The 21,359-nt window shown below is 69.4% G+C and carries 20 protein-coding genes and 1 pseudogene; 15 read left to right on the plus strand and 6 right to left on the minus strand.

Annotated elements, in window-relative coordinates; genetic code table 11:
- The first annotated feature begins 2 nt into the window (after window positions 1-2).
- The 3 genes from AB0I51_RS35500 to AB0I51_RS35510 all read left to right on the plus strand — a co-directional run bounded on the left by AB0I51_RS35500 (window position 3) and on the right by AB0I51_RS35510 (window position 2,265).
- Window positions 3-1,493 carry a GTP-binding protein gene (locus tag AB0I51_RS35500; RefSeq protein ID WP_362982410.1) on the plus strand — a complete coding sequence of 497 codons (1,491 nt, stop codon included), beginning with the start codon at window positions 3-5 and terminating at the stop codon, window positions 1,491-1,493.
- 2 nt (window positions 1,494-1,495) lie between these two features.
- Window positions 1,496-1,729: a 30S ribosomal protein S18 gene (gene rpsR / locus AB0I51_RS35505; protein ID WP_362982412.1), complete on the plus strand. Its 234-nt coding sequence runs from the start codon at window positions 1,496-1,498 to the stop codon at window positions 1,727-1,729.
- A gap of 317 nt (window positions 1,730-2,046) precedes the next feature.
- Window positions 2,047-2,265 carry a DUF397 domain-containing protein gene (locus tag AB0I51_RS35510; protein WP_051105974.1) on the plus strand — a complete coding sequence of 73 codons (219 nt, stop codon included), beginning with the start codon at window positions 2,047-2,049 and terminating at the stop codon, window positions 2,263-2,265.
- Between the two features lie 66 nt (window positions 2,266-2,331).
- Here AB0I51_RS35510 and AB0I51_RS35515 read toward each other — a convergent pair whose 3' ends face one another.
- On the minus strand, window positions 2,332-2,823 hold the full coding sequence (locus AB0I51_RS35515; RefSeq protein WP_362982414.1) for an ATP-binding protein: 492 nt from the start codon (window positions 2,821-2,823) through the stop codon (window positions 2,332-2,334).
- 375 nt (window positions 2,824-3,198) lie between these two features.
- Between AB0I51_RS35515 and AB0I51_RS35520 the strand changes: the two genes are divergently transcribed.
- The 6 genes from AB0I51_RS35520 to AB0I51_RS35545 all read left to right on the plus strand — a co-directional run bounded on the left by AB0I51_RS35520 (window position 3,199) and on the right by AB0I51_RS35545 (window position 8,755).
- Entirely contained in the window at window positions 3,199-4,023 is an 825-nt protein-coding gene (locus AB0I51_RS35520; protein WP_362982543.1) for a helix-turn-helix transcriptional regulator, read from the plus strand.
- Window positions 4,024-4,113: 90 nt separating this feature from the next.
- Window positions 4,114-5,574, plus strand: coding sequence for an aldehyde dehydrogenase family protein (locus AB0I51_RS35525; RefSeq protein WP_362982416.1), 1,461 nt, complete (start codon window positions 4,114-4,116; stop codon window positions 5,572-5,574).
- A 159-nt stretch (window positions 5,575-5,733) separates the two neighbouring features.
- Window positions 5,734-6,282, plus strand: a complete 549-nt coding sequence (locus tag AB0I51_RS35530) for a DinB family protein (RefSeq protein ID WP_362982418.1) — start codon at window positions 5,734-5,736, stop codon at window positions 6,280-6,282.
- Between the two features lie 24 nt (window positions 6,283-6,306).
- On the plus strand, window positions 6,307-6,948 hold the full coding sequence (locus AB0I51_RS35535) for a PadR family transcriptional regulator (RefSeq protein ID WP_362982420.1): 642 nt from the start codon (window positions 6,307-6,309) through the stop codon (window positions 6,946-6,948).
- 83 nt (window positions 6,949-7,031) lie between these two features.
- On the plus strand, window positions 7,032-7,997 hold the full coding sequence (locus tag AB0I51_RS35540) for an ATP-binding cassette domain-containing protein (protein ID WP_362982422.1): 966 nt from the start codon (window positions 7,032-7,034) through the stop codon (window positions 7,995-7,997).
- Window positions 7,994-8,755 (plus strand): ABC transporter permease, encoded by a 762-nt coding sequence (locus AB0I51_RS35545; RefSeq protein WP_362982424.1) that lies wholly within the window; start codon window positions 7,994-7,996, stop codon window positions 8,753-8,755. The genes AB0I51_RS35540 and AB0I51_RS35545 overlap by 4 nt, the downstream gene beginning before the upstream one ends.
- Window positions 8,756-8,914: 159 nt before the next feature.
- On the opposite strand, the gene AB0I51_RS35550 is transcribed toward AB0I51_RS35545, so the two are convergent.
- Together AB0I51_RS35550 and AB0I51_RS35555 are read right to left on the minus strand one after the other, a co-directional pair.
- The gene (locus AB0I51_RS35550) at window positions 8,915-10,321 is read right to left on the minus strand and encodes a glutamate decarboxylase (protein ID WP_362982426.1); all 1,407 of its coding nucleotides are present in this window, start codon (window positions 10,319-10,321) and stop codon (window positions 8,915-8,917) included.
- A gap of 39 nt (window positions 10,322-10,360) precedes the next feature.
- Window positions 10,361-11,643 (minus strand): annotated as a pseudogene (locus AB0I51_RS35555) (ion channel protein).
- Between the two features lie 126 nt (window positions 11,644-11,769).
- Here AB0I51_RS35555 and AB0I51_RS35560 point away from each other — a divergent pair.
- A complete protein-coding gene (locus tag AB0I51_RS35560) occupies window positions 11,770-12,552 on the plus strand; it encodes a MerR family transcriptional regulator (RefSeq protein WP_362982428.1) in 783 nt (260 codons plus the stop codon).
- Window positions 12,553-12,574: 22 nt separating this feature from the next.
- Here AB0I51_RS35560 and AB0I51_RS35565 read toward each other — a convergent pair whose 3' ends face one another.
- Window positions 12,575-12,940, minus strand: coding sequence for a YbjQ family protein (locus AB0I51_RS35565; protein WP_362982430.1), 366 nt, complete (start codon window positions 12,938-12,940; stop codon window positions 12,575-12,577).
- 144 nt (window positions 12,941-13,084) lie between these two features.
- Here AB0I51_RS35565 and AB0I51_RS35570 point away from each other — a divergent pair, with 144 nt between their 5' ends.
- Window positions 13,085-14,002, plus strand: a complete 918-nt coding sequence (locus tag AB0I51_RS35570; RefSeq protein ID WP_362982545.1) for a VTT domain-containing protein — start codon at window positions 13,085-13,087, stop codon at window positions 14,000-14,002.
- 94 nt (window positions 14,003-14,096) lie between these two features.
- Here AB0I51_RS35570 and AB0I51_RS35575 read toward each other — a convergent pair whose 3' ends face one another.
- On the minus strand, window positions 14,097-15,734 hold the full coding sequence (locus tag AB0I51_RS35575; RefSeq protein WP_362982432.1) for a threonine/serine exporter family protein: 1,638 nt from the start codon (window positions 15,732-15,734) through the stop codon (window positions 14,097-14,099).
- Between the two features lie 105 nt (window positions 15,735-15,839).
- The gene (locus tag AB0I51_RS35580) at window positions 15,840-16,331 is read right to left on the minus strand and encodes an inorganic diphosphatase (RefSeq protein WP_019070224.1); all 492 of its coding nucleotides are present in this window, start codon (window positions 16,329-16,331) and stop codon (window positions 15,840-15,842) included.
- A 79-nt stretch (window positions 16,332-16,410) separates the two neighbouring features.
- On the opposite strand from AB0I51_RS35580, the gene dacB reads away from it, so the two are divergent.
- The 4 genes from dacB to hpt all read left to right on the plus strand — a co-directional run bounded on the left by dacB (window position 16,411) and on the right by hpt (window position 21,219).
- The gene (gene dacB, locus AB0I51_RS35585; protein WP_362982434.1) at window positions 16,411-18,138 is read left to right on the plus strand and encodes a D-alanyl-D-alanine carboxypeptidase/D-alanyl-D-alanine-endopeptidase; all 1,728 of its coding nucleotides are present in this window, start codon (window positions 16,411-16,413) and stop codon (window positions 18,136-18,138) included.
- 99 nt (window positions 18,139-18,237) lie between these two features.
- Window positions 18,238-19,359, plus strand: coding sequence for a zinc-dependent metalloprotease (locus AB0I51_RS35590; RefSeq protein WP_362982436.1), 1,122 nt, complete (start codon window positions 18,238-18,240; stop codon window positions 19,357-19,359).
- 193 nt (window positions 19,360-19,552) lie between these two features.
- Complete coding sequence (gene tilS, locus AB0I51_RS35595; protein ID WP_019070221.1) at window positions 19,553-20,593, plus strand: tRNA lysidine(34) synthetase TilS; 1,041 nt, start codon at window positions 19,553-19,555, stop codon at window positions 20,591-20,593.
- Between the two features lie 65 nt (window positions 20,594-20,658).
- Window positions 20,659-21,219 (plus strand): hypoxanthine phosphoribosyltransferase, encoded by a 561-nt coding sequence (hpt, locus tag AB0I51_RS35600; RefSeq protein WP_093627540.1) that lies wholly within the window; start codon window positions 20,659-20,661, stop codon window positions 21,217-21,219.
- The last annotated feature ends 140 nt before the right edge of the window (window positions 21,220-21,359 follow it).

Here is a 21,359-nt window from a genome sequence, read left to right on the forward strand (position 1 = left end):
CCGTGCCCGACCTCTCCGTCGCGATCGTCGCCGGCCTGCACGCCGACGCCCGCAGAGCGACCGTCGCCCGCCTCCTCCACGACGTCCCCGGCAGCGTCGTACTCCACCACGACCTCGCCACGGCCGCCGCCGGCACCGTCATCCGCACGATCAGGGACGCCACCGGCATCCTCGACGCCGGCGAGGCCCCCCTCGTCGACGACTGCGCGTGCTGCGCGCTCCGCGAGGACCTGGTCCCGGAACTGCGCCGACTGGCGGCGACCGGTCAAGTCCGGCTCGCGATCGTCGAGTTGTGGGACTCCGTCGAACCCAGGGCGATGGCCGAGGTGATCACCTCCGGCGGCCTCACGGTCACCGGCGTCATCACCGCCGTGGACCCGGCCCTGCTCCTGCCCTGCCTCGGCAACGGCGACGACCTCGCCGACGCCGGCCTCGCCGCGGCGGCCACGGACCAGCGAACCATCGCCGACACCTTCGCCCGCCAACTGGAGTACGCCCCCGTCCTCGCGGTCCTCGACTCCGAGGAGGCCGACGACGAGGACCGGGAACTGCTCGGGCAGTTGCATCCGACGGCACTGCAAATACCGCTGGGGGGAGGTGACTTGGCGGCCCACGCCCGGGAAGGATACGGCGACGCGGGCTCTGCCCGGCCGGTGCCCGGCGACCCGGAGGGCTCTGGCCGACCCGTGCCTGGCGACTCGGCGGGCTCTGCTCGGCCCGTGCGCGACGGCGTGGCGGATCCCGCCCGGCCGGTGCCTGGTGGCCCGGCGGGTTCTGCTCGGCCTGTGCGCGACGGCGTGGTGGGTCCCGGCCGGCCGGCGCCTGGTGACCCGGTGGATCTCCTCTGGCCTGTGCCCGGCGACTCGGCGGGCACTGCCCGGCCCGTGCCTGGTGACCCGGCGGATCCCGCCCGGCCCGTGCCCGGTGACCCGGCCGGCTCCGCCCGGCCCCCGCGTGGCGAGTTGGGGCGTGCCGCTCTCGCCGGTTTCGATGTCGAGGCCGCTGCTGCCGCCCAGCACCCGGCCTGCGCCCTGCTCCCCGTCGAGGCCGACGCGTACGGGGTGAGCACCTTCGTCTGGCACCGGTGCCGGCCCTTCCACCCGGAGCGGCTGTACGCGGCGCTTGAGGATCTGACCTGCGCCGCAGCCCGCAGCCGGGGCCGGTTCTGGCTCGCCGACAGACCTGACGCGCTGCTCCACTGGGACGCGGCCGGCGGCGCCCTGTGCGTGGAGGGCGCGGGACCGTGGCTGGCCTCACTGCCCGACGCGGCCTGGGAGTTGGTGCCCCCGATACGCCGTGCCGCCGCCGCGCTCGACTGGCACCCCGAGCACGGCGACCGCTGCCAGCACCTCGTCTTCACGTCCCCCGGCCTCGACCGCGAAGGCCTCGAACGGCTCCTGGACCACTGCCTGTTGACCGACGCCGAGTACGCCGCAGGCCGCGCCGCCTGGAAACGCCTCCCGCCCGCCTTCGACACCCTCCTGGAGATCTGACCGTGCCCCGCAAGCCCGAGCGCAGGACCGTCAAGTCCCGCCGCAATCCCCTGGACGCGGCCGGAGTGACGTACATCGACTACAAGGACACCGACCTGCTGCGGAAGTTCGTCTCCGACCGCGGCAAGATCCGCAGCCGCCGGGTCACGGGCGTAAATGCCCAGCAGCAAAGGCAGTTGGCCGCCGCGATCAAGAACGCCCGGGAGATGGCATTGTTGCCCTACGCGACGCGATAGCCGGCCCCTCCCGGAACACGGGGGCCCCGCCGCGCGTCTTCACTAGTGCACGTCCTGTGAGGAAGTAGCGGAAGCACATGTCCCGCATGGACCGGGGCAGACGCTGGAACGGCATCGGTAAAGCGGTCGTCAAAGCTGTAACCGGAGGAGCACGCCGCGTGCACGTGCATCTGCCCATGCATCTGCACATGAACAGGGCTATGATCCGGAACAGTTGACCACTGCATCAATGGCCACACCAGCCAGTGCACAACCGGGAGCGACCTGTGGACCACCGCGTTGACAGCGTGTACTTGGGGTACGACGTGTACAACGGCATGGCTGCCACGCAGCTGGACGGAGTGGCCTGGCAGAAGAGCAGGCACAGCAACTCGCAGGGTTCCTGCGTGGAGTTCGCGCGGCTGCCCGGCGGCGACGTCGCGGTGCGCAACTCGCGCTTCCCCGACGGTCCCGCCCTCGTCTACACGCGCGCCGAGATCGAGGCGATGCTCCTGGGCATCAAGGACGGCGAGTTCGACCACCTGATAGCGGGATAGCCGTCACCGCAGGACACCGGGCCCACAACGCGCGTAGAACCGCGGCGCCAAAATGCGCCGCGGTTCTCACGTGTCATCGCGCAGACAGTCCGGCTGCAGCCGGAACAGCGCCCAGACCACCTTGCCGCTGAGCGTGCCCGCCAGCGGGTGCCAGCCCCAGCCGTCGCTGAACGAGTCGACGAGGAACAGGCCGCGGCCCGACTCCGCCGAGAAGTCCTCCGAGTCGCGGGCGACGGGGCTGTCGTGACTGGGGTCGCGCACCGCGCACACCAGCCGCTCGGTCCACCGCATCAGATGCAGCCGCACGGGCGGCCCCTGCTCGGCTGCGCGCGGGGTGTTGGCCGGCAGCGCGTGCCGCAGCGCGTTGGTGACGAGTTCGGAGACCACCAGGCAGACGTCGTCGAAGCGGTCGCCTGTGTCCCACTGGTCGAGCGTGCGACGGGTGAACTGCCGTGCCTCGCGCACCGCTTCGTAGCGGGCGGGCAGAGAACACGATGCGGCGCTGGACACGGTCGAGGGGTCCAGCGGCGGAAGGCCCTGCCGTAACGGCTCGAGCATGGTCGATCCATTCGTCCCCATGCGAGGCACTCCCGGGAATTCGCGGTCGTTGCGATGCAGCGGTGGCGCGAGACCATGGTTTCGGATGCGTAGGGCAGATGCAAGGGCAGATGCACGTGCAGCTGACCGAATTGGACCCTCCCGTACCGCTTGTTGGCCATTTTTTCCGCCAACTTCACGCCGATCTCGGCCTCGGACCTTGCATCTTGCTGACTTCTTCCTGGCAACTTCCTGTGAACAGGAGTCCCTTCTTTCCATTTCTGTAATCGAACGAGTACTGCTCGAAGTGTTTTAGTGGCAGACTGCGGCCCCTGAAGACGGTTGGGGAGGCTGGCGAACGTGAGCGCGGGAGAGCCCGGATCGGTGGTGCGGCGGATGCTGCTCGGCTCGCAACTCAGGCGACTGCGGGAAGCGCGTGGGATCACTCGCGAGGCCGCGGGGTACTCGATCCGTGCCTCCGAATCCAAGATCAGTCGCATGGAGCTGGGTCGAGTGAGCTTCAAGACGCGGGATGTCGAGGACCTGTTGACGCTGTACGGCATCACGGACGAGGCGGAGCGCATCTCACTCCTCTCCCTCGCGAAGGAGGCCAACGTAGCGGGCTGGTGGCACAGTTACTCGGACGTCCTGCCCAGTTGGTTCCCCACCTATGTGGGCCTGGAGGGCGCCGCCTCGCTCATCCGCGCCTACGAGGTGCAGTTCGTGCACGGACTGCTGCAGACCGAGGCCTATGCCCGCGCGGTCGTCCGGCGCGGCATGAAGGGCGCGAGCGAGGCCGACGTCGAGCGGCGCGTGGCGCTGCGCCTGGAGCGGCAGAAGTACCTGGTGAACGAGAACGCCCCGGACTTCCACATCGTCCTGGACGAGGCCGCTCTGCGCCGCCCCTACGGCGACCGCGAGGTGATGCGCGATCAGCTCCAGCATCTGATCGACGTCTCCGAACACCCCAACGTGCGGCTGCAGATCATGCCGTTCGGCTTCGGCGGCCACTCCGGCGAGTCCGGTGCCTTCACGATCCTCTCCTTCCCGGAGTCGGACCTCTCCGACGTCGTCTACCTGGAGCAGCTCACCAGCGCGCTGTACCTCGACAAGGCCGAGGATGTGGCCCAGTACGAGAAGGCGCTGAAGGAGCTCCAGCAGGACAGTCCGGGCCCGGACGAGAGCCGGGATCTTCTCCGGGGACTGCTTCAACTCTCTTGAAACACAAGTACGATGACGTGTGATCAGACCGTGATGATCGATGATCGGGTCTGCTGTTGATCGTGTCTGCTAGCGATTGAGGGATCACACATGTCGTCCTACTTCACCGACCTGGCTCAGCAGTACATCGACGGTGAGTGGCGCCCGGGCACCGGCTCCTGGGACATCATCGACTTCAACCCGTACGACGGCGAGAAGCTGGCGTCGATCACGATAGCCACGGTCGACGAGGTCGACGAGGCGTACAAGGCCGCCGCCCGGGCCCAGAAGACGTGGGCTGCGACCAACCCCTACGCCCGCCGCGCCGTGTTCGAGAAGGCACTGCGGCTCATCGAGGACCGCGAGCAGGAGATCGCCGAGGTGATCATCGCCGAACTCGGCGGCACGCACCTCAAGGCCGGCTTCGAACTGCACCTCGCCAAGGAGTTCCTGCGCGAGGCGATCCATCTCGCGCTGCGCCCCCAGGGCCGGATCATCCCCTCGCCGGTCGACGGCAAGGAGAACCGCGTCTACAGCGTCCCGGTGGGCGTCGTCGGCGTCATCAGCCCCTTCAACTTCCCCTTCCTGCTCTCCCTCAAGTCGGTTGCCCCCGCACTGGCGTTGGGCAACGGCGTGGTCCTCAAGCCGCACCAGAACACCCCGATCGTCGGCGGTTCCCTGGTCGCGAAGATCTTCGAGGACGCGGGCCTGCCGGGCGGCCTCCTGAACGTCGTCATCACCGACATCGCGGAGATCGGCGACGCGTTCATCGAGCACCCGATACCGAAGGTCATCTCCTTCACCGGCTCCGACAAGGTCGGCCGCCACGTCGCGACCGTCTGCGCCTCGCAGTTCAAGCGCTCGGTCCTCGAACTCGGCGGCAACAGCGCCCTCGTGGTCCTCGACGACGCCGACATCGACTACGCGGTCGACGCGGCGGTCTTCAGCCGCTACGTCCACCAGGGCCAGGTCTGCATGGCCGCGAACCGTGTCCTGGTCGACCGCTCGATCGCCCCCGAGTTCACCGAGAAGTTCGTCGCCAAGGTCAAGTCCCTCAAGGTCGGCGACCCGCGCGACCCGCAGACCGTGATCGGTCCGGTCATCAACTCCTCGCAGGCGGACGCCCTTTCGGGTGTCGTCGAGCAGGCGATCGCGGAAGGCGCGACGGCCCTGGTCCACGGCGCGACCAACGACAACCTGGTCGAGCCCTCGGTCCTCACCGGCCTCCCCGCCGACTCGGAACTGCTCCGCCAGGAGGTCTTCGGCCCGGTCGCCTTCCTCATCCCGTTCGACGGCGAGGAGGAGGCGGTGGGCATCGTCAACGACACGCCGTACGGGCTGAGCGGCGCCGTCCACACCGGTGACATCGAGCGGGGCGTCAACTTCGCCAAGCAGATCGACACGGGCATGTTCCACGTCAACGACGGCACCGTCCACGACGAGCCGATCGTCCCCTTCGGCGGCGAGAAGTCCTCCGGCCTCGGCCGCCTCAACGGCGACACGATGCTGGACGCGTTCACCACTCTGAAGTGGATCTCGGTGCAGCACGGGCGGAGCGGGTTCCCGTTCTGATTCGTCCTTCGCGAGTACGTCCGTCTTGAGGCGTCCGTCTTGAGTACGTCGTCGTAAGCCGGGCCATTGAGGACAGAACCTGACCTCAATGGCCCGTAGCTTCGTCGGTGTCGGGCAGGGAGACGGGCTCCCCGCCGGCATCGGCGAAAGGTGACGGTCATGGTCACGCATGTGGCGGCAGAGGCGCGGGGCGACGAGCGCGGGGCGCTGCTCTCGTTCATCGAGGAGCAGCGGGGCGGCATCCGCCGGGCGCTGCTCGGACTGACCGAGGAACAGGCTGCCAGTAAGCCCAGCGCGAGTGAGCTGTCCCTTTCCGGCCTGCTCAAGCATGTCGCCGAGGTCGAGCAGAGCTGGATCGCGCGTGCCAAGCAGGAGCCGCCGGCCATCCAGCGGGACCAGACCAACTGGCACGAGACGTTCCAGCTGGTCGACGGTGAGACCGTCGAGTCCCAGCTCGCCTACTGGGAGAAGGTCGCCGCCGAGACCGAGGCGTACGTGCGGTCGGTGCCCAGCCTCGACGACACGTTTCCGCTGCCGAACGACCCGTGGTTCCCGCCGGAGGGGCGGGTCTCCGTGCGCTGGGTCTGCCTGCACCTGATCCGCGAGACGGCCCGGCACGCCGGCCACGCCGACATCGTCCGCGAGTCCCTCGACGGGGCGACCGCGTTCGAGCTGGTCGCCAAGGAGCAGGGCACGAGCTGGGGGTGACCTGCCGGGTCCTACGCTGGCCCCATGTCAGCGATCCGTCTCCTCGTGCTCAACGCCGTGCGCCAGCACGGGCGGGCCCACGGCTACCAGGTGCGCAACGACCTGGAGTACTGGGGCGCGCACGAGTGGTCCAACGCCAAACCCGGCTCGATCTACCACGCGCTCAAGCAGCTGGCCAAGCAGGGCTTCCTGCACGCTCATGAGGTCGCGCCGTCCACCGTCGGGGGACCGCCCCGCACGGAGTACGAGATCACCGACTGGGGCACCGAGGAGTACTTCCGGCTGCTGCGCGAGGCGTTGAAGTCCTACGACCAGCAGATGGACGTGAAGTCGGCGGCGATCGGGGGCATCGTGGACCTGCCGAGGGCCGAGGCGGTGGCTCTGCTCAAGGAGCGCACCCGGGGTATCGCCGAGTGGCGGGCCTCGGTCACCGAGCACTACATCCCCGAGGACGGGCCCGAGCAGCTGGGCCACATCGGCGAGATCATGAACCTCTGGATCCACACGGCCGACGCGGAGGCCGCGTGGACCCGGGGGCTGATCGACCGGATCGAAGGCGGGGCCTACACGTTCGTGGGGGAGGGCGCGCCGTTCGTCGGTGTCCTGAAGGACGGCGAGGAGAACCCTTACGCGACGGGTGACCGGCATCCCGGGGATGCTCGCTAATCAAGTTTGACTAATGCTGTCTGTGGCGTTACCTTCGAAGCCTTCGAGCAGGTAGTCAAACTTGACTAGTGGAGGGTGCTCGCGTGGCCGACATGGCGATCAGCGTTGAGGGCGCACACAAGACGTACGGGGGGAAGACGGGCAAGGACGTGAAGAAGGCCCTCGACGGGCTCGACCTCGGGGTCATGCGCGGCACCGTGCATGGCGTGCTCGGGCCCAACGGTGCCGGCAAGACCACCCTGGTGCGCATTCTGTCCACCCTGCTGCGGCCCGACTCCGGGCGAGTGGAAGTGGCCGGGTACGACGTGCTGGCCGAGGCGCGAGCGGTTCGGTTTCGGATTGGTCTGCTCGGTCAACACGCTGCTCTGGACGAGGAGTTGGATGGCCGGCAGAACCTGGAGATGTTCGGCCGCCTCCACCATCTCGGCGCCCGCCACGCGCGTGTGCGTGCCGACGAGCTCCTGGAGCGGTTCGACCTCGCCGACACCGGCCGCAAGCCCGTCCGCGCCTACAGCGGGGGCATGCGCCGCCGTCTGGACCTCGCCGCCTCGCTCGTCACCGATCCGGAGATCCTGTTCCTGGACGAGCCGACGACCGGGCTCGATCCGCGCGGCCGGGCCGAGGTGTGGTCGGCGGTCCGGTCCCTCGTCGGCGGTGGTACGACGGTGCTGCTCACCACCCAGTACCTGGAGGAGGCGGACCAACTCGCCGGACGTATCTCGGTGGTCGACCGGGGTCGGGTCATCGCCGACGGCACTCCGGACGAGCTGAAGTCCCGCACGGGCGGCGACCGTATCGACGTCGTCCTGCGCGACGCGGGTCAACTGGGCGCCGCCGTCGCCCTGTTGCCCGTCCCCGAGGCGGGCGTCTCCGTCGACGTCGACCGCCGGCTGCTCAGCGCCCCGGTCACCGACCGGATGACGGCGCTCTCCGGTGTCGTACGGGCGCTGGAGGAGGCCGGGATCGACGCCGAGGACGTGGCGTTGCGGCGGCCGACGCTGGACGAGGTGTTCCTGCATCTCACGGGAGCGGAGAAGGAGGCCGCGTGAGCGCGTATGTCCTGACGGATTCCTGGACCATGACCCGGCGTGAACTCGCCCACTGGGCGCGGCAGCCCGTGCGGGTCGTGGTGAGTCTCGTCTTTCCGGTGATGCTGCTGCTGATGTTCGGCTATCTGATCGGCGGCGGGCGGGCGGTCGAGGGCGCCTACGTCGACTATCTGGTTCCCGGGATGCTCGCGCTGACCATGGCCTTCGGGCTGGAGGGCACGATGCTGGCAGTCACCCAGGATCTCAACAAGGGAGTGATCGACCGGTTCCGGTCCATGCCGATGGCCGACGAAGCGGTTCTGGTGGGGCGTTCGGCTGCGGACATGCTCCAGTCGGCGATCGGGTTGGTCGTGCTGATCGGGGTCGGGCTGGCGCTGGGCTGGCGCCCGCAGGGTGGCCCCGGGGGCTTTCTGGGTGCCTTGGGGCTGCTGTTGCTTTTTCGGTTCGCCATGTTGTGGGTCGGCATTCAGCTGGCGCTGGTCGCGGGGCGGCCCGAGATGGTGCAGGCCGTGCAGATCCTGGTTTGGCCGGTTGGTTTTCTGTCCAACGCGCTTGCCACGCCTGCTGCCATGCCCGGCTGGCTGGGCACGGTCGTCCAGTGGAATCCGATGTCCCAGACCGCGACCGCCGTACGCGATCTCTTCGGCGGGCCCGGCGGGGAAGCGGGGCACGTGTGGGCGGCGGTTGCCTGGCCGCTCGCGCTGTTGGCCGTGTTCTTCCCGCTCGCCGTACGGCGGTTCCGGGGGCTCGGGCGGTGAGTCGCCTTCCGTTTGGTGTGGGTCGGTGCCGCGCCGGGGGGTGTCCGTCCTCGGAACGGCGCGGAATCGGTCGCTCAAGGTCGTGGCGGTGTTGACGCGCCAACCGCTGCGGGCGGACACCCCCGGCACGGCACCTTCGCGCCGTACGCGGCGACGGGCTCAGTGGTGGAAGCCCGTGGCTGTTCCCTTGTCGCGGGTCAGGGGGTACGGCTGGTTCCGTAGTTGGGGGAGTAGTTGCGTCAGGTCGTCCAGGAAGAGTTCTGCCAGGTCTGCCGAGAAGCCGTTGCGGCAGACGATGCGGAGGACCGAGAGGTCCTCGCGGTTTGCCGGGAAGGTGTACGCCGGGACCAGCCAGCCGCGTTCGCGTAGGCGGCGGGAGACGTCGAAGACGTCGTAGGCCTTGACGTTTGGGTTTGTGGTGAAGGCGAAGACCGGCAGCTCGTCGCCCCGGGTGAGGAGTTTGAAGTCGTCCAGGGCCTCGATGTGGTTTGCCAGGCCTCGGGCCACGTTGCGGGTGGACTGCTGTACCGCGCGGTAGCCCTCGCGGCCGAGGCGTAGGAATGTGTAGTACTGGGCTACCACTTGGGCGCCGGGGCGGGAGAAGTTGAGGGCGAAGGTGGGCATGTCGCCGCCCAAGTAGTTGACGCGGAAGACCAGTTCCTCCGGGAGGGCGTCCGCGTCGCGCCACAGGGCCCAGCCGACGCCCGGGTAGACCAGGCCGTACTTGTGCCCGGAGGTGTTGATCGAGGCCACGCGCGGGAGGCGGAAGTCCCAGACCAGCTCCTCGTCCAGGAAGGGGGCGACCATGGCGCCGGACGCGCCGTCCACGTGCACCGGGATGTCGATGCCGGTGCGCTCCTGGAGGGCGTCGAGGGCGGCGCACAGGTCGGCGATCGGCTCGTAGGAGCCGTCGAAGGTGGAGCCGAGGATGCCTACGACGCCGATGGTGTTCTCGTCGCACAGCTCGGCCGCTGCTTGTGGGTCCAGGTTGAAGCGGTCGCCCTCCATGGGTACTTGGCGGGCTTCGACCTCCCAGAAGTTGCAGAACTTCTCCCAGCAGACCTGGACGTTGACGCCCATCACCAGGTTCGGGCGGGCGGCCGGGTAGCGGTCCTTGTTGCGTTGCGTCCAGCGGCGCTTCAGGGCCATTCCGGCGAGCATGCAGGCCTCGCTGGAACCGGTCGTGGAACAGCCGATGGCGGCCGAGGGGTCCGGCGCGTTCCACAGGTCGGCGAGCATCGCCACGCAGCGGCGCTCCAACTCGGCCGTGCGCGGGTACTCGTCCTTGTCGATCATGTTCTTGTCCCGGCACTCCGCCATCAGGACGCCGGCTTCCGGCTCCATCCAGGTGGTGACGAAAGTCGCCAGGTTCAGCCGGGAGTTGCCGTCCAGCATCAGCTCGTCGTGGACCAGCTGGGCCGCCGTCATCGGCGGCAGCGGCGTGTCCGGGAGCCGGTGCTTGGGCGGCGCCTCGGTCATGCCGCCGACCGGATTGGCCTCCCCGTAGAAGGGGTTCACCGACATCGGGCGCTCTTCGGGCTGCTCGGGACCTTTGTGCAACGGCATGGGCGTGCCTCCGATAAGGATCAATACAACCAACGGGTACTAGCGAACCGGAGTTCCGTCGGCGCGCAACTGCATCTGCGGCCTCCCGGTCACCAACAGCCAGGCCGGCAGCGAGCCGATGCAGAGCAGGGCGAGGATCGCCGGCGAGGCCACCAGGATCGCGGCCGTGAACAGGCTCAGCCAGCCCTGCCGGGTGATCGCCAGGAGCATGCCGAGCACGCTTGCGGCGACGCCCAGCGCCGGATGCACCGCCGGTACGACCGCATGGGCGAACAGGCCGAGGGCGACGCCGATGAACACCGACGGGAAGATGCGCCCGCCCCGGAAGCCGCAGGACGTGGCGACGAGCATCGCGGCCAGTTTCACCACCGTCATCGTCGCGAACTGCCCCGCCGACCAGCCCTCGGGATCGGCCGCCAGGGTCCCGATCTGGTCCAGCCCCTTGAAGAGCGTCAGCTGGCCGCCCACGGCCGCCAGAAGGCCCAGGACCAGTCCACCGGCGGAAGCGCCAGCATGGGGTGCCCGAGCCGGGAGAAGGCGCTGTGGACGTACGGGAACACGTAGACGGCGGCCATCCCCAGCAGCGCGGCCAGCGGCGCCAGCACCAGGACGGCCAGCAGGTCGCTCCAGCCGGGCCGGCCGAGCGGGGGCAGATGCAGGTCGAAGGTCGGATGGGCCACCAGGGTGGTCGTCATGGCGCCCACCCCGGCCGCGGCGAGCGGCGCGAACACGTTGTCCCACAGGGCGCCCTTGGTCTGCCGTCCGGCCAGCGCCTCGGAGATGAGCAGCGCCGCCGCCACCGGCGTCCCGAACAGCGCCCCGATCGTCGCCGACTCGGCCAGCGCCCCCCACGCCCCGCCCGGCACCCGGGGCGCCAGCCTGCGTCCGGCCCACAGCGTGAGTGCCACGTTCACGGCGATGATCGGATTCTCCGGCCCGAGACTCGGTCCGCCCGCGAGCATCAGCGCGGTCGCCAGCACCAGGCCCGGCAGCACGACGGGCGGCAGCGCCGCGGCCTCCAGCCCGATGGTGGCCGGATCGGGACCGGCGTGCCCGGGCGCCTTCCACACCACGAGCCCGACCGCGATGCCGGTGGCCGTCAGCATGACGAGCATCCACAGCACCGAGTAGCGGCCGATGCCCAGGGCGTCCGGCAGGTTGTTCCACAGCACGTGCTGGAGCTGCTCGGCCGCCGAGCTCACGCCGATGAACAGCAGGCTCGCGAGCACGCCCACGACCAGAGCGGGGACGATCGACGGCAGCAGGGTGCGCGCCGGGGTCGTAGGGGCAACGGGTGCCTGGTGCACGCTGTCCTGGGCCACGCGCTCACCATAAGTGGGTAAAACGGACCCAACATCTTGAGGTCGAACATCCTGAGAGCGTGCGGGGCTTGCACCTCACGTGACGTGAGGCCCCACCGTGGAGCGCGGACACAGAAGGGAGCGGAAGTGAGCCACTCCGTGGGACAGGGCTCCTACTCCGTGGGACAGGTCGCCGGATTCGCCGGGGTCACCGTGCGCACGCTGCACCACTACGACGACATCGGCCTGCTCGTCCCCAGTGGGCGCAGCCACGCGGGTCACCGGCGCTACGGCGACGCGGACCTCGACCGGCTGCAGCAGATCCTGTTCTACCGGGAGCTCGGCTTCCCGCTCGACGAGGTCGCGGCCCTGCTCGACGACCCGGAGACGGACCCGCGCGCGCATCTGCGCCGCCAGCACGAGCTGCTGACCGCCCGGATCGAGAAGCTCCAGAAGATGGCCGAGGCCGTGGAACACGCCATGGAGGCACGCACGATGGGCATCAACCTCACCCCCGAGGAACGCTTCGAGGTCTTCGGCGACAAGGACCCCGAGCAGTACGCCGAAGAGGCCGAACAGCGCTGGGGCGGCACAGAGTCCTACGCCGAGTCGCAGCGCAGGGCCGCCCGCTACACCAAGGCCGACTGGAAGCGCCTCCAGGCGGAGGTCGACGACTGGAGCGAGCGCTACGCCACCCTGGTGACCGCCGGCGAACCACCCACCGCCGAGGAGGCCATGGACCTGGCCGAGGAACACAGGCTCCACATCGACCGGTGGTTCTACGCGTGCTCCTACGAGATGCACGTCTGCCTCGCCGGGATGTACGTCTCCGACGAGCGCTTCAAGGCGTTCTACGACTCCATGGCACCGGGTCTGGCCGAACACCTCCGGGACGCGATCCTGTCGAACGCGTCCCGGCACACCTCCTAGGAGTGCCGGCCCGGGGTGCTCGTCACAGCCGGGCCAGCACGACAGCCGTCCCGTAGGCGCACACCTCGGTGCCCACGTCCGCCGCCTCGGTCACGTCGAAGCGGAACGCCAGGACGCCGTTGGCGCCACGCGCGCGTGCCTGCTCGATGAGCCGTTCCATGGCCTGGTTGCGGGTCTGCACGAGGGTCTTGGTGAGCCCCTTCAGCTCACCTCCGACCATCGACTTCAGACCGGCGCCGATCTGGCTGCCGAGATGCCGTGAGCGCACGGTCAGCCCGAACACCTCGCCGATCACCTGCTCGACCCGGTACCCCGGAACGTCGTTCGTCGTGACGACCAGCACATCGGCCTGCGGCCCCTGGCCGCCGCCGTATTCGTCGATACCCATGGCTCACAGCTTTGTCCTATGCGGCCCACAGTGCATCCTGGAGACACCGGTGGAACCTGGGGCGGACACATCGCGTTGATAGCTTTGTGCGGCTGTACCTGGACGCTGGCACCTCCCTCCACCCCTCAGGAGCCCGGAACCGTGATGACGCTCGCCCTCGGCCCGAGCTGGCTCGACCCGAACACCATGCTCGACCGGTTCGGGATCTGGGGCCTCCTGCTCGTGGTCTTCGCGGAGTCCGGCCTGCTCATCGGGTTCTTCCTGCCGGGTGACTCCCTGCTGTTCACCTGCGGTCTGCTGATCACTGCGGGCACGCTGGACTTCCCGCTGTGGGCGGCCGTCGCGCTGATCTGCGTCGCTGCGATCCTCGGCGACCAGGCGGGCTACGTCTTCGGCAAGAAGGTCGGCCCCTCGCTCTTCAGCCGCCCGGACTCACGCTTGTTCAAGCAGGAGAACGTGGTCAAGGCGCACGAGTTCTTCGAGAAGTACGGCCCCAAGTCCCTGGTCCTGGCCCGCTTCGTGCCCATCGTGCGCACGTTCACGCCGATCATCGCCGGCGTCAGCGGCATGAAGTACCGCTCGTTCCTCACGTTCAACATCATCGGCGGCGTGCTGTGGGGCGCGGGCGTGACCCTGCTCGGCTCCTGGCTCGGCAACATCGACTTCGTCCACAAGAACATCGAAGCGATCCTCATCCTGATCGTCTTCGTCTCCGTGATCCCGATCGTCATCGAGTTCCTGCGCGCCCGCTCCAAGGCCAGGAAGGCCCCGCAGGGGCACGAGGAGCAGCCCGCAGATCCGGCCGCGACCCAGCCGTTCCCGGTCATCATGGACGACTCGACGACCCAGCTCCGCCGAGTGGACACACCTCAGCAGCAGCCCCAGCAGCAGAACAACGGCTACGAGCAGAACAACGGTTACGACCAGGACAACGGTTACGACCAGTACTACGCGCAGCCTCAGCAACAACAGCCGTACCAGCAGCAGCCCTACGGCAACCAGCAGTACGACCAGTACGAGCAGTACCCGCCGTACAACAACCAGGGCTATCCACAGGGCTAGCGACAGCGCGCCCCAAGGGGCGCGGGGAACTGCGCGACCAGCCACAACGAACCCGCACCCGCCCACGTACAAGGCCCCCCGAGCTACTGGGCGCTCAGAACCCCCGAGTCCGCTTGGCCGCCCGCCGCGCCCCGGCCGAAGCCCCCGGAACCCGCAAGAACAACCGTGAGATCTCCGACCCGAGATTCACCCCGATCGCGATGGCCATGGCCAGCGACGCCGCCGTGGCCAACGACACCAGCCCCTTGTCGACCTCGTTCTGAGCGATCGCCAACAACCCGAAATACGTGGCCGAACCTGGCAGCAGGGGCCCGATCGCCGCGGTCGTGTACGGCAGCGCCGACGCGAACCGGTACCGGGACAGCAGCTGCCCGAACAGCCCGACCAGGCCCGCCGCAACGGCCGTAGAGGCAACCGGCGAGATCCCGGCGACGTAGTGCATCGCGCCGTAGACCGACCAGGCGACACCTCCGTTGAGGGACACGGGCAGCACGGTGAATCGTTCCTGCTGGAGCAGGACGGCGAAGGTCAGGGACAGCAGGACGGACGCGCCGATCTGCCACAGGGGGCGTTCGGAGTTGCCCAGGGCCACGTCCGGGTTGAGCTGGGCGTCGAACTTCACGCCGAAGTACAGGACGGTCAGCACGCCGGCCACGATGCCGACGAAGAAGTACATGACCTCCAGGAGCCGGGCCGCCGCGGTGATGTAGAAGCCGGTCAGGCCGTCCTGTACGCCCGCCACCAGCGCCCGCCCGGGCAGCAGCGCGAAGAGACCGCCGGTGATGACCGCGGAGGCCTTCACATCGACGTCGGCGACCGTGAGGGCTACCCCTATCGCGGCGGGCGGCATCGCGGCGACCGTGAACTGGTAGAACTCCGGCAGCCCGCGTCCCGCGCACAGCCACGCCAGCCGGTCGCCGAGCATCGCGCCGAGCGCGGCGGCGAAGAACACGACGATGTCGCCGCCGACGAGCACGGAGGCGGCGCCCGCGAGCAGCCCGCTCGCGGAGGTCAGGACCCAGCCGGGGTACGGGTGCCGGTTGCGCCGCATCTCCGCGAGCCGCCGGTAGGCGTCCTCCAAGGAGAGCGCGGTTTCCGGGTCGCTGAGGTCCTGGACCAGTCGGAACACGGCCGCGAGCCGGGTGTAGTCGGTGCCCCGGCGCCGTACCGTCCGCGACGCGGTCACCGGATCGTCCACCAGGGAGGGCTGATAGGAGATCGACAGGAGTGTGAAGGTGACCGTCGGCTCGCAGCGATCGAGGCCGTAGGAGCGGCAGACCGCGAACATCGCCGCCTCGACGTCCTCCGCGCCCTCCCCGCCCGCGAGCAGCAACTCGCCGATGCGGAGCGTCAGATCGAGCACGCGCGGGACGGCGGGGCCGCTGTCGTCCGGCTTCTGCACCGGCTCCGGCGCGGGCCGCTCGGTCACCGGCATGCGCAGCATCGTGCGCATCCGGTCCTGCCAGGGCACGTCCTTGGTGAGGCTGACGAGGGGAATGCCGGTGGGCGGGGTGAAGGCGGGAGGTGCCTCTCTGGCGCGGTAGGTGCTGGGCCGACTGAACGCCGACCCCTCGGACTCGTCCGCGGCCGGCGCGGCCACGTCGAGCCCGCGCGGAACGGCGAACTCGGACGTCGTGGACGACTCGCCGTCAATGGCCGAGACGCCCGAGGGAGCTGTGAACGCGCTCCTGACCTCGTCCGACTGCGGTTTGCGGTCCTCCGCTTCCGTCACTCCGTAGCACTCCCTGTACGACGCCTCCGGGTGATCCTCAGTATGCGCACAGACATGCAAACGGGCCGCACGCGCACGCGTGCGGCCCGTTTGCGGACAGGGGGCTCAGTGGCCGCCCTGCTCCTTCAGTCGCTTGTACGAGCGCTCGATCTCCGCCTCGGCGTCCGTACGGCCCACCCAGTTGGCACCCTCGACCGACTTGCCGGGCTCCAGGTCCTTGTAGACCTCGAAGAAGTGCTGGATCTCCAGGCGGTCGAACTCCGACACGTGGTGGATGTCACGCAGGTGCTCCACACGAGGGTCGGACGCCGGGACGCACAGCAGCTTGTCGTCGCCGCCGGCCTCGTCGGTCATCCGGAACATGCCGATCGCGCGGCACTTGATGAGGCAGCCGGGGAAGGTCGGCTCCTCCAGGATGACCAGCGCGTCCAGCGGGTCGCCGTCCTCGCCGAGAGTGTTCTCGACGAAGCCGTAGTCGGCCGGGTAACTGGTCGAGGTGAAGAGTCGACGGTCCAGGCGGATCCGACCGGTCTCGTGGTCCACCTCGTACTTGTTCCGCGAACCCTTCGGGATCTCGATCGTGACGTCGAACTCCACCGGTGGCTCCTCCATGATCAGCACATAGTTCTGGTGGTTAAGTGTCCCTCACGCAGGTGTGTGATCGCGAAAGGGGCTGGTGGTCGTGCCGGAGCTGAGGCCTTGGCGGGCCGCGAGACCGCATGTGGCGCGGATCGCGCGAGCCGTCCGGCCCCGTCTCGAGCGGGCCGCGCAATCCGTGAAACCGCAGGTCACGCGGCTCACCCAAGCCGTGAAACCCCAGGCCGCACGGATCAACCAGGCCGTGAAGCCCCGGGTCACGCGGATCACGCAAGCTGTGAAACCCCGGGTGACGCGGCTCACTGACGCCGTGTCACCGCGGGTCGTCCGGCTTGTCCGGACCCTGTCACCGCAGGTCGCGAAGTTGCCGCGGCCCGACAGAACCTGGCGGTTCACCGCCGTCGCCACCACCGCAGGGATGGCGCTGGCCGCCGTCGTGGTGACCGCCGCCGGTCCCTGGGACTCTTCCGGTCAGCGTACGGCCGAGCGGGACCACGCAGTCGCACAGGAACGTTCAGGTGGCGTAGATCACGGCCGTAATTCCGATACGTCCGCCAAGGCACCCCGGCCCGCGCCGAGCGCCGCATCCGTCCTGGTCGCCCTCGGCGGTTCCGCGAACACGGTGAAGTCCGCGCCGACCGGAACGGCCCTCGCGGACGTCCTGAACCCCCTCCTGGACAACGCGGCGCTCGGCACCCGCCACACGGCCGCCGTGGTCGACGTGTCCACCGGAAAGCGCCTCTACGGAGTGGGCGCCGACGACGCGCTGACCCCGGCCTCGACCACGAAGATCGCCACCGCCGTGGCCGCGCTCTCCGCGATGGGCGCCGACCACCGCTTCACCACCCGTACCGCCCTGGAGCCCGACACCAGGGAACTCGTCCTGGTCGGCGGCGGCGACCCCACCCTGACCGCCCACAAGGACGCCGAGGGCTGGGCGAGCCTGCGCACCCTGGCCGACGACACGGCCGCGGCCCTGAAGAAGCGCGGCGTGCGCGAGGTGACGCTGTCGTACGACACGACCCTGTACGCCGGTTCCGAACTCCACCCGATCGGGGTCAACGACAACCTTGCTCCGGTCAGTGCCCTGTCCGCCGACGAGGGCCGTATGGACGACTCCTCCAGCGGTCCGGTGAAGCGCGTGACGGACCCGGCGGCGGACGCGGCCAGGAAGTTCGCGGGCTTCCTGGAGGAGTACGGCATCAAGACGACGTCCCCGGGTCCCTCGAAGGCGACCGGCCGCGCCGACACCCTCGCCACGGTCTCCTCGCCCCCGCTGTCCGACATCGTCGAGCGGATGCTGACCAACAGCGACAACGACATCGCGGAGGCCCTGGCCCGCCAGACCGCCGTCGCGACCGGCAGGCGCGCCGACTTCGGCGGGGGCGCCGCCGCGATCGCCGCCCAGCTGAAGAAGCTCCAACTCCCGGTCAAGGGCGCGGTGTTCAACGACGGCAGCGGCCTGAACCGCGACGACCGGCTCACCGCCGACCTCCTGACCGCCCTCCTCGTCAAGGCCGGCGCCCCGGCCCACCCCGAACTCCGCCCGGTCCTCACCGGCCTCCCCATCGCCGCCTTCACCGGCACCCTGACGACCCGCTACACGGACGCCACGGGCGCGGCAGGCGTCGTACGCGCCAAGACCGGCACCCTCACGGGCGTCAACACGCTCGCGGGCACGGTCGTCGACAAGGACGGCCAACTCCTGGCCTTCGCCTTCCTGACGTCGAACACGACGAACGCACTGGAGGCCCAGGCGGCCCTGGACCACACGGCGACGGCGTTGGCGGCCTGCGGCTGTTCATAGGTGGGCACAGCCATCAACACCGGGTGCCGTTCCAACAGACGCTCACCTGACCGACCTCGCGGCCTGCCCCCAGCGGCAGCGCTCACGTACGGTTGACGCATGACGAGCATCGGTGGTGCCGAGATGGTCGACTGGAATCTCGCGGTGGCGACCGCGACCCGACTTGTACGCCCGGGCCCCGAGGTGAGCCGTGACGAGGCCCGGGCCGTCGTCGCGGAACTGCGCCGGCATGCGAAGGCCTCGGAGCAACACGTCCGGGGATTCACCCGGATGGGCACGGACGACATCCACGACACCCCGATCCTGGTCGTCGACCGCCCCGGCTGGGTGCGGGCGAACGTCGCCGGGTTCCGGGAGATCCTCAAGCCGCTGCTCGACAAGATGCAGGAGCGGCGCGGCAACACCCCGGGCGGTGCGGTCTTCGGCGCGGTCGGCGGCAAGGTGACCGGCGTCGAGCTGGGCATGCTGCTGTCGTTCCTGTCCTCGCGTGTGCTCGGCCAGTACGAGACGTTCGCCCCGGCGTCGCGCGAACTGCCGGCGGGGGCGAAGGGCGGGCGGCTGCTGCTGGTCGCGCCGAACATCGTGCACGTGGAGCGCGAACTCGACGTACAGCCCCACGACTTCCGCCTGTGGGTGTGCCTGCACGAGGAGACGCACCGCACGCAGTTCACGGCCGTGCCCTGGCTGCGGGACCACCTGGAGGGCGAAATCCAGTCGTTCCTGGGGGAGACCGAGGTCGACCCCATGACCGTCCTGGAGCGCATCCGGGAGGCCGCCCAGTCGCTGGCCGGCGGCCGGCCCGAGGGTGAGGAGGACGACGAGGGCCGGTCCCTGGTGGAGATCGTGCAGACGCCCGCGCAGCGGGAGATCCTCGGCCGGCTCACCGCCGTGATGTCTCTCCTGGAGGGGCACGCCGACTTCGTGATGGACGGTGTCGGCCCGGAGGTGGTGCCGAGCGTCGCGGAGATCCGCGAGAAGTTCCAGCAGCGGCGCGCCAAGGGCGCCTCCCGGCTGGACTCGGCGCTGCGCAAGCTGCTGGGCCTGGACGCCAAGCTGAGGCAGTACCGGGACGGCGAGCGATTCGTACGCGCGGTCGTCGAACAGGTGGGCATGGACGGCTTCAACCGTGTGTGGACCTCCCCGAACACGTTGCCGACGAAGACGGAGATCGCCAAACCGGCGGACTGGATCGCGCGGGTGCACCGCAAGGCCGAGTCGTGAACCGGTCGCGGATGTGGTGAAACGGATTCGGCCTACGGCAGGCGAACGCCCCCGCAATCACCCGTCCGAGGGACCGTGAGCGATGGGTGGGCGTGCGATGCTCGGGTAACGCCCCGGTTCTGTCACCATCTACACACTCTGAGTGACCGGATCTCGGGCCAACCCCCCGAAAACTTCATGAAGGGAACCGGACATGGGTCCCCATCCTGCGGTCGCGGCGATACGCCTGGCGGTCCGCCGCGTCCTCCACGACATCCTCACCGACCACGAGGCCCTGCAGACCGTAGGCGCCTCCCGGCACACCCCGCACGAGCGCCCGCCCTCGCCGCTCGTGCTCGTGGCGTGCTCCGGCGGCGCCGACTCCATGGCGCTCGCCTCTGCCCTCGCCTTCGAAGCACCCAAACTCGGCATCCGGGCCGGCGGCATCACCGTCGACCACGGCCTTCAGGCAGGCTCCGACCTGCGCGCCGACGAGGTCGTCCTGCGCCTGCGCGAACTGGGCCTGGACCCCGTCGAGGCCACCGCCGTGACCGTGGGCCGCGAGGGCGGCCCCGAGGCAGCCGCCCGGGACGCCCGCTACGCCGCCCTCGACGCGTGTGCCGCCCGCCACGGCGCCGCCGCCGTCCTGCTCGGACACACCCGCGACGACCAGGCGGAAACCGTCCTGCTGGGCCTCGCCCGCGGCTCCGGCATCCGCTCGCTGTCCGGAATGGCCGCGGTCTCGGGGGCCGACGGCCGTTACCGCCGCCCCTTCCTCCAGCTCGACCGGCAGACCGCCCGCAAGGCCTGCATGGTCCAGTCGCTGCCCGTCTGGGACGACCCGCACAACGCCGACCCCGCCTACACCCGCTCCCGGCTGCGCCACGAAGGCCTGCCCGCCCTGGAGAAGGCCCTCGGCAAAGGCGTCGTAGAGGCGCTCGCCCGTACGGCGCAGCTCTCCCGGGACGACGCCGACGCCCTCGACACCTGGGCCAGCCAGGCCGAGGCCTCCGTACGGGACGCCACCGGCCTCCTGGAGTGCGCCAAGCTCTACGCCCTGCCGCCCGCCGTGCGCCGCCGCGTCCTGCGCCGTGCCGCCATCCAGGCGGGCGCTCCGGCCGGTTCCCTGTTTGCCCGGCACATCGAGGAAGTCGACCGCCTGATCACCGGCTGGCGCGGCCAGGGAGCCATCAATCTCCCGGGCAAGGTCGTCGCCCAGCGCCAGGGTGGCAGACTGGTGATTCGGCAAGGCTGAATCGACACCCCCTCCGGACCTCCGGGGGTGGGGCCAGGTAGTAGCCGGTTGGACGACCGAAAGTGATGCGGGTGGACGCGAAAGACATGGGTGACGACCTCCAGTCGGTGCTCATCACCAAGGAAGAGATCGACGCGAAGCTCGTGGAGCTCGCCGCGAAGATCGACGCGGAGTACGCGGGCAAGGACCTGCTGCTCGTCGGCGTCCTCAAGGGCGCGGTGATGGTCATGGCGGACCTCGCCCGGGCACTGTCCACCCCCGTCACCATGGACTGGATGGCCGTGTCGTCGTACGGCGCGGGCACCCAGTCCTCCGGTGTCGTGCGGATCCTCAAGGACCTCGACACCGACATCAAGGGCAAGCACGTGCTCATCGTCGAGGACATCATCGACTCCGGTCTGACGCTGTCCTGGCTGATCTCCAACCTGGGCTCCCGCGAGCCCGAGTCGCTGAAGATCTGCACCCTCCTGCGCAAGCCGGAGGCGGCCAAGGTCGCCATCGACGTGGAGTGGGTGGGCTTCGACATCCCGAACGAGTTCGTCGTCGGATACGGCCTCGACTACGCCGAGAAGTACCGCAACCTCCCGTTCGTCGGTACGCTCGCGCCGCACGTCTACGGCGGCTAGGGCCACTCGGCCCAAGCCCTGTAAGACGATCGGGAACCCCAGCGGGTTTCGCGCCGTTGGAGCATGCAGACACGTCTCCCAGCCGTCCCGTGCGACTTCGGGCAACATTGCTGGGGTACGGTCAGAAGAACTGTCTTTAT

The sequence above is a fragment of the Streptomyces sp. NPDC050549 genome, from assembly GCF_040655035.1.
Taxonomy (GTDB): Bacteria; Actinomycetota; Actinomycetes; order Streptomycetales; family Streptomycetaceae; genus Streptomyces.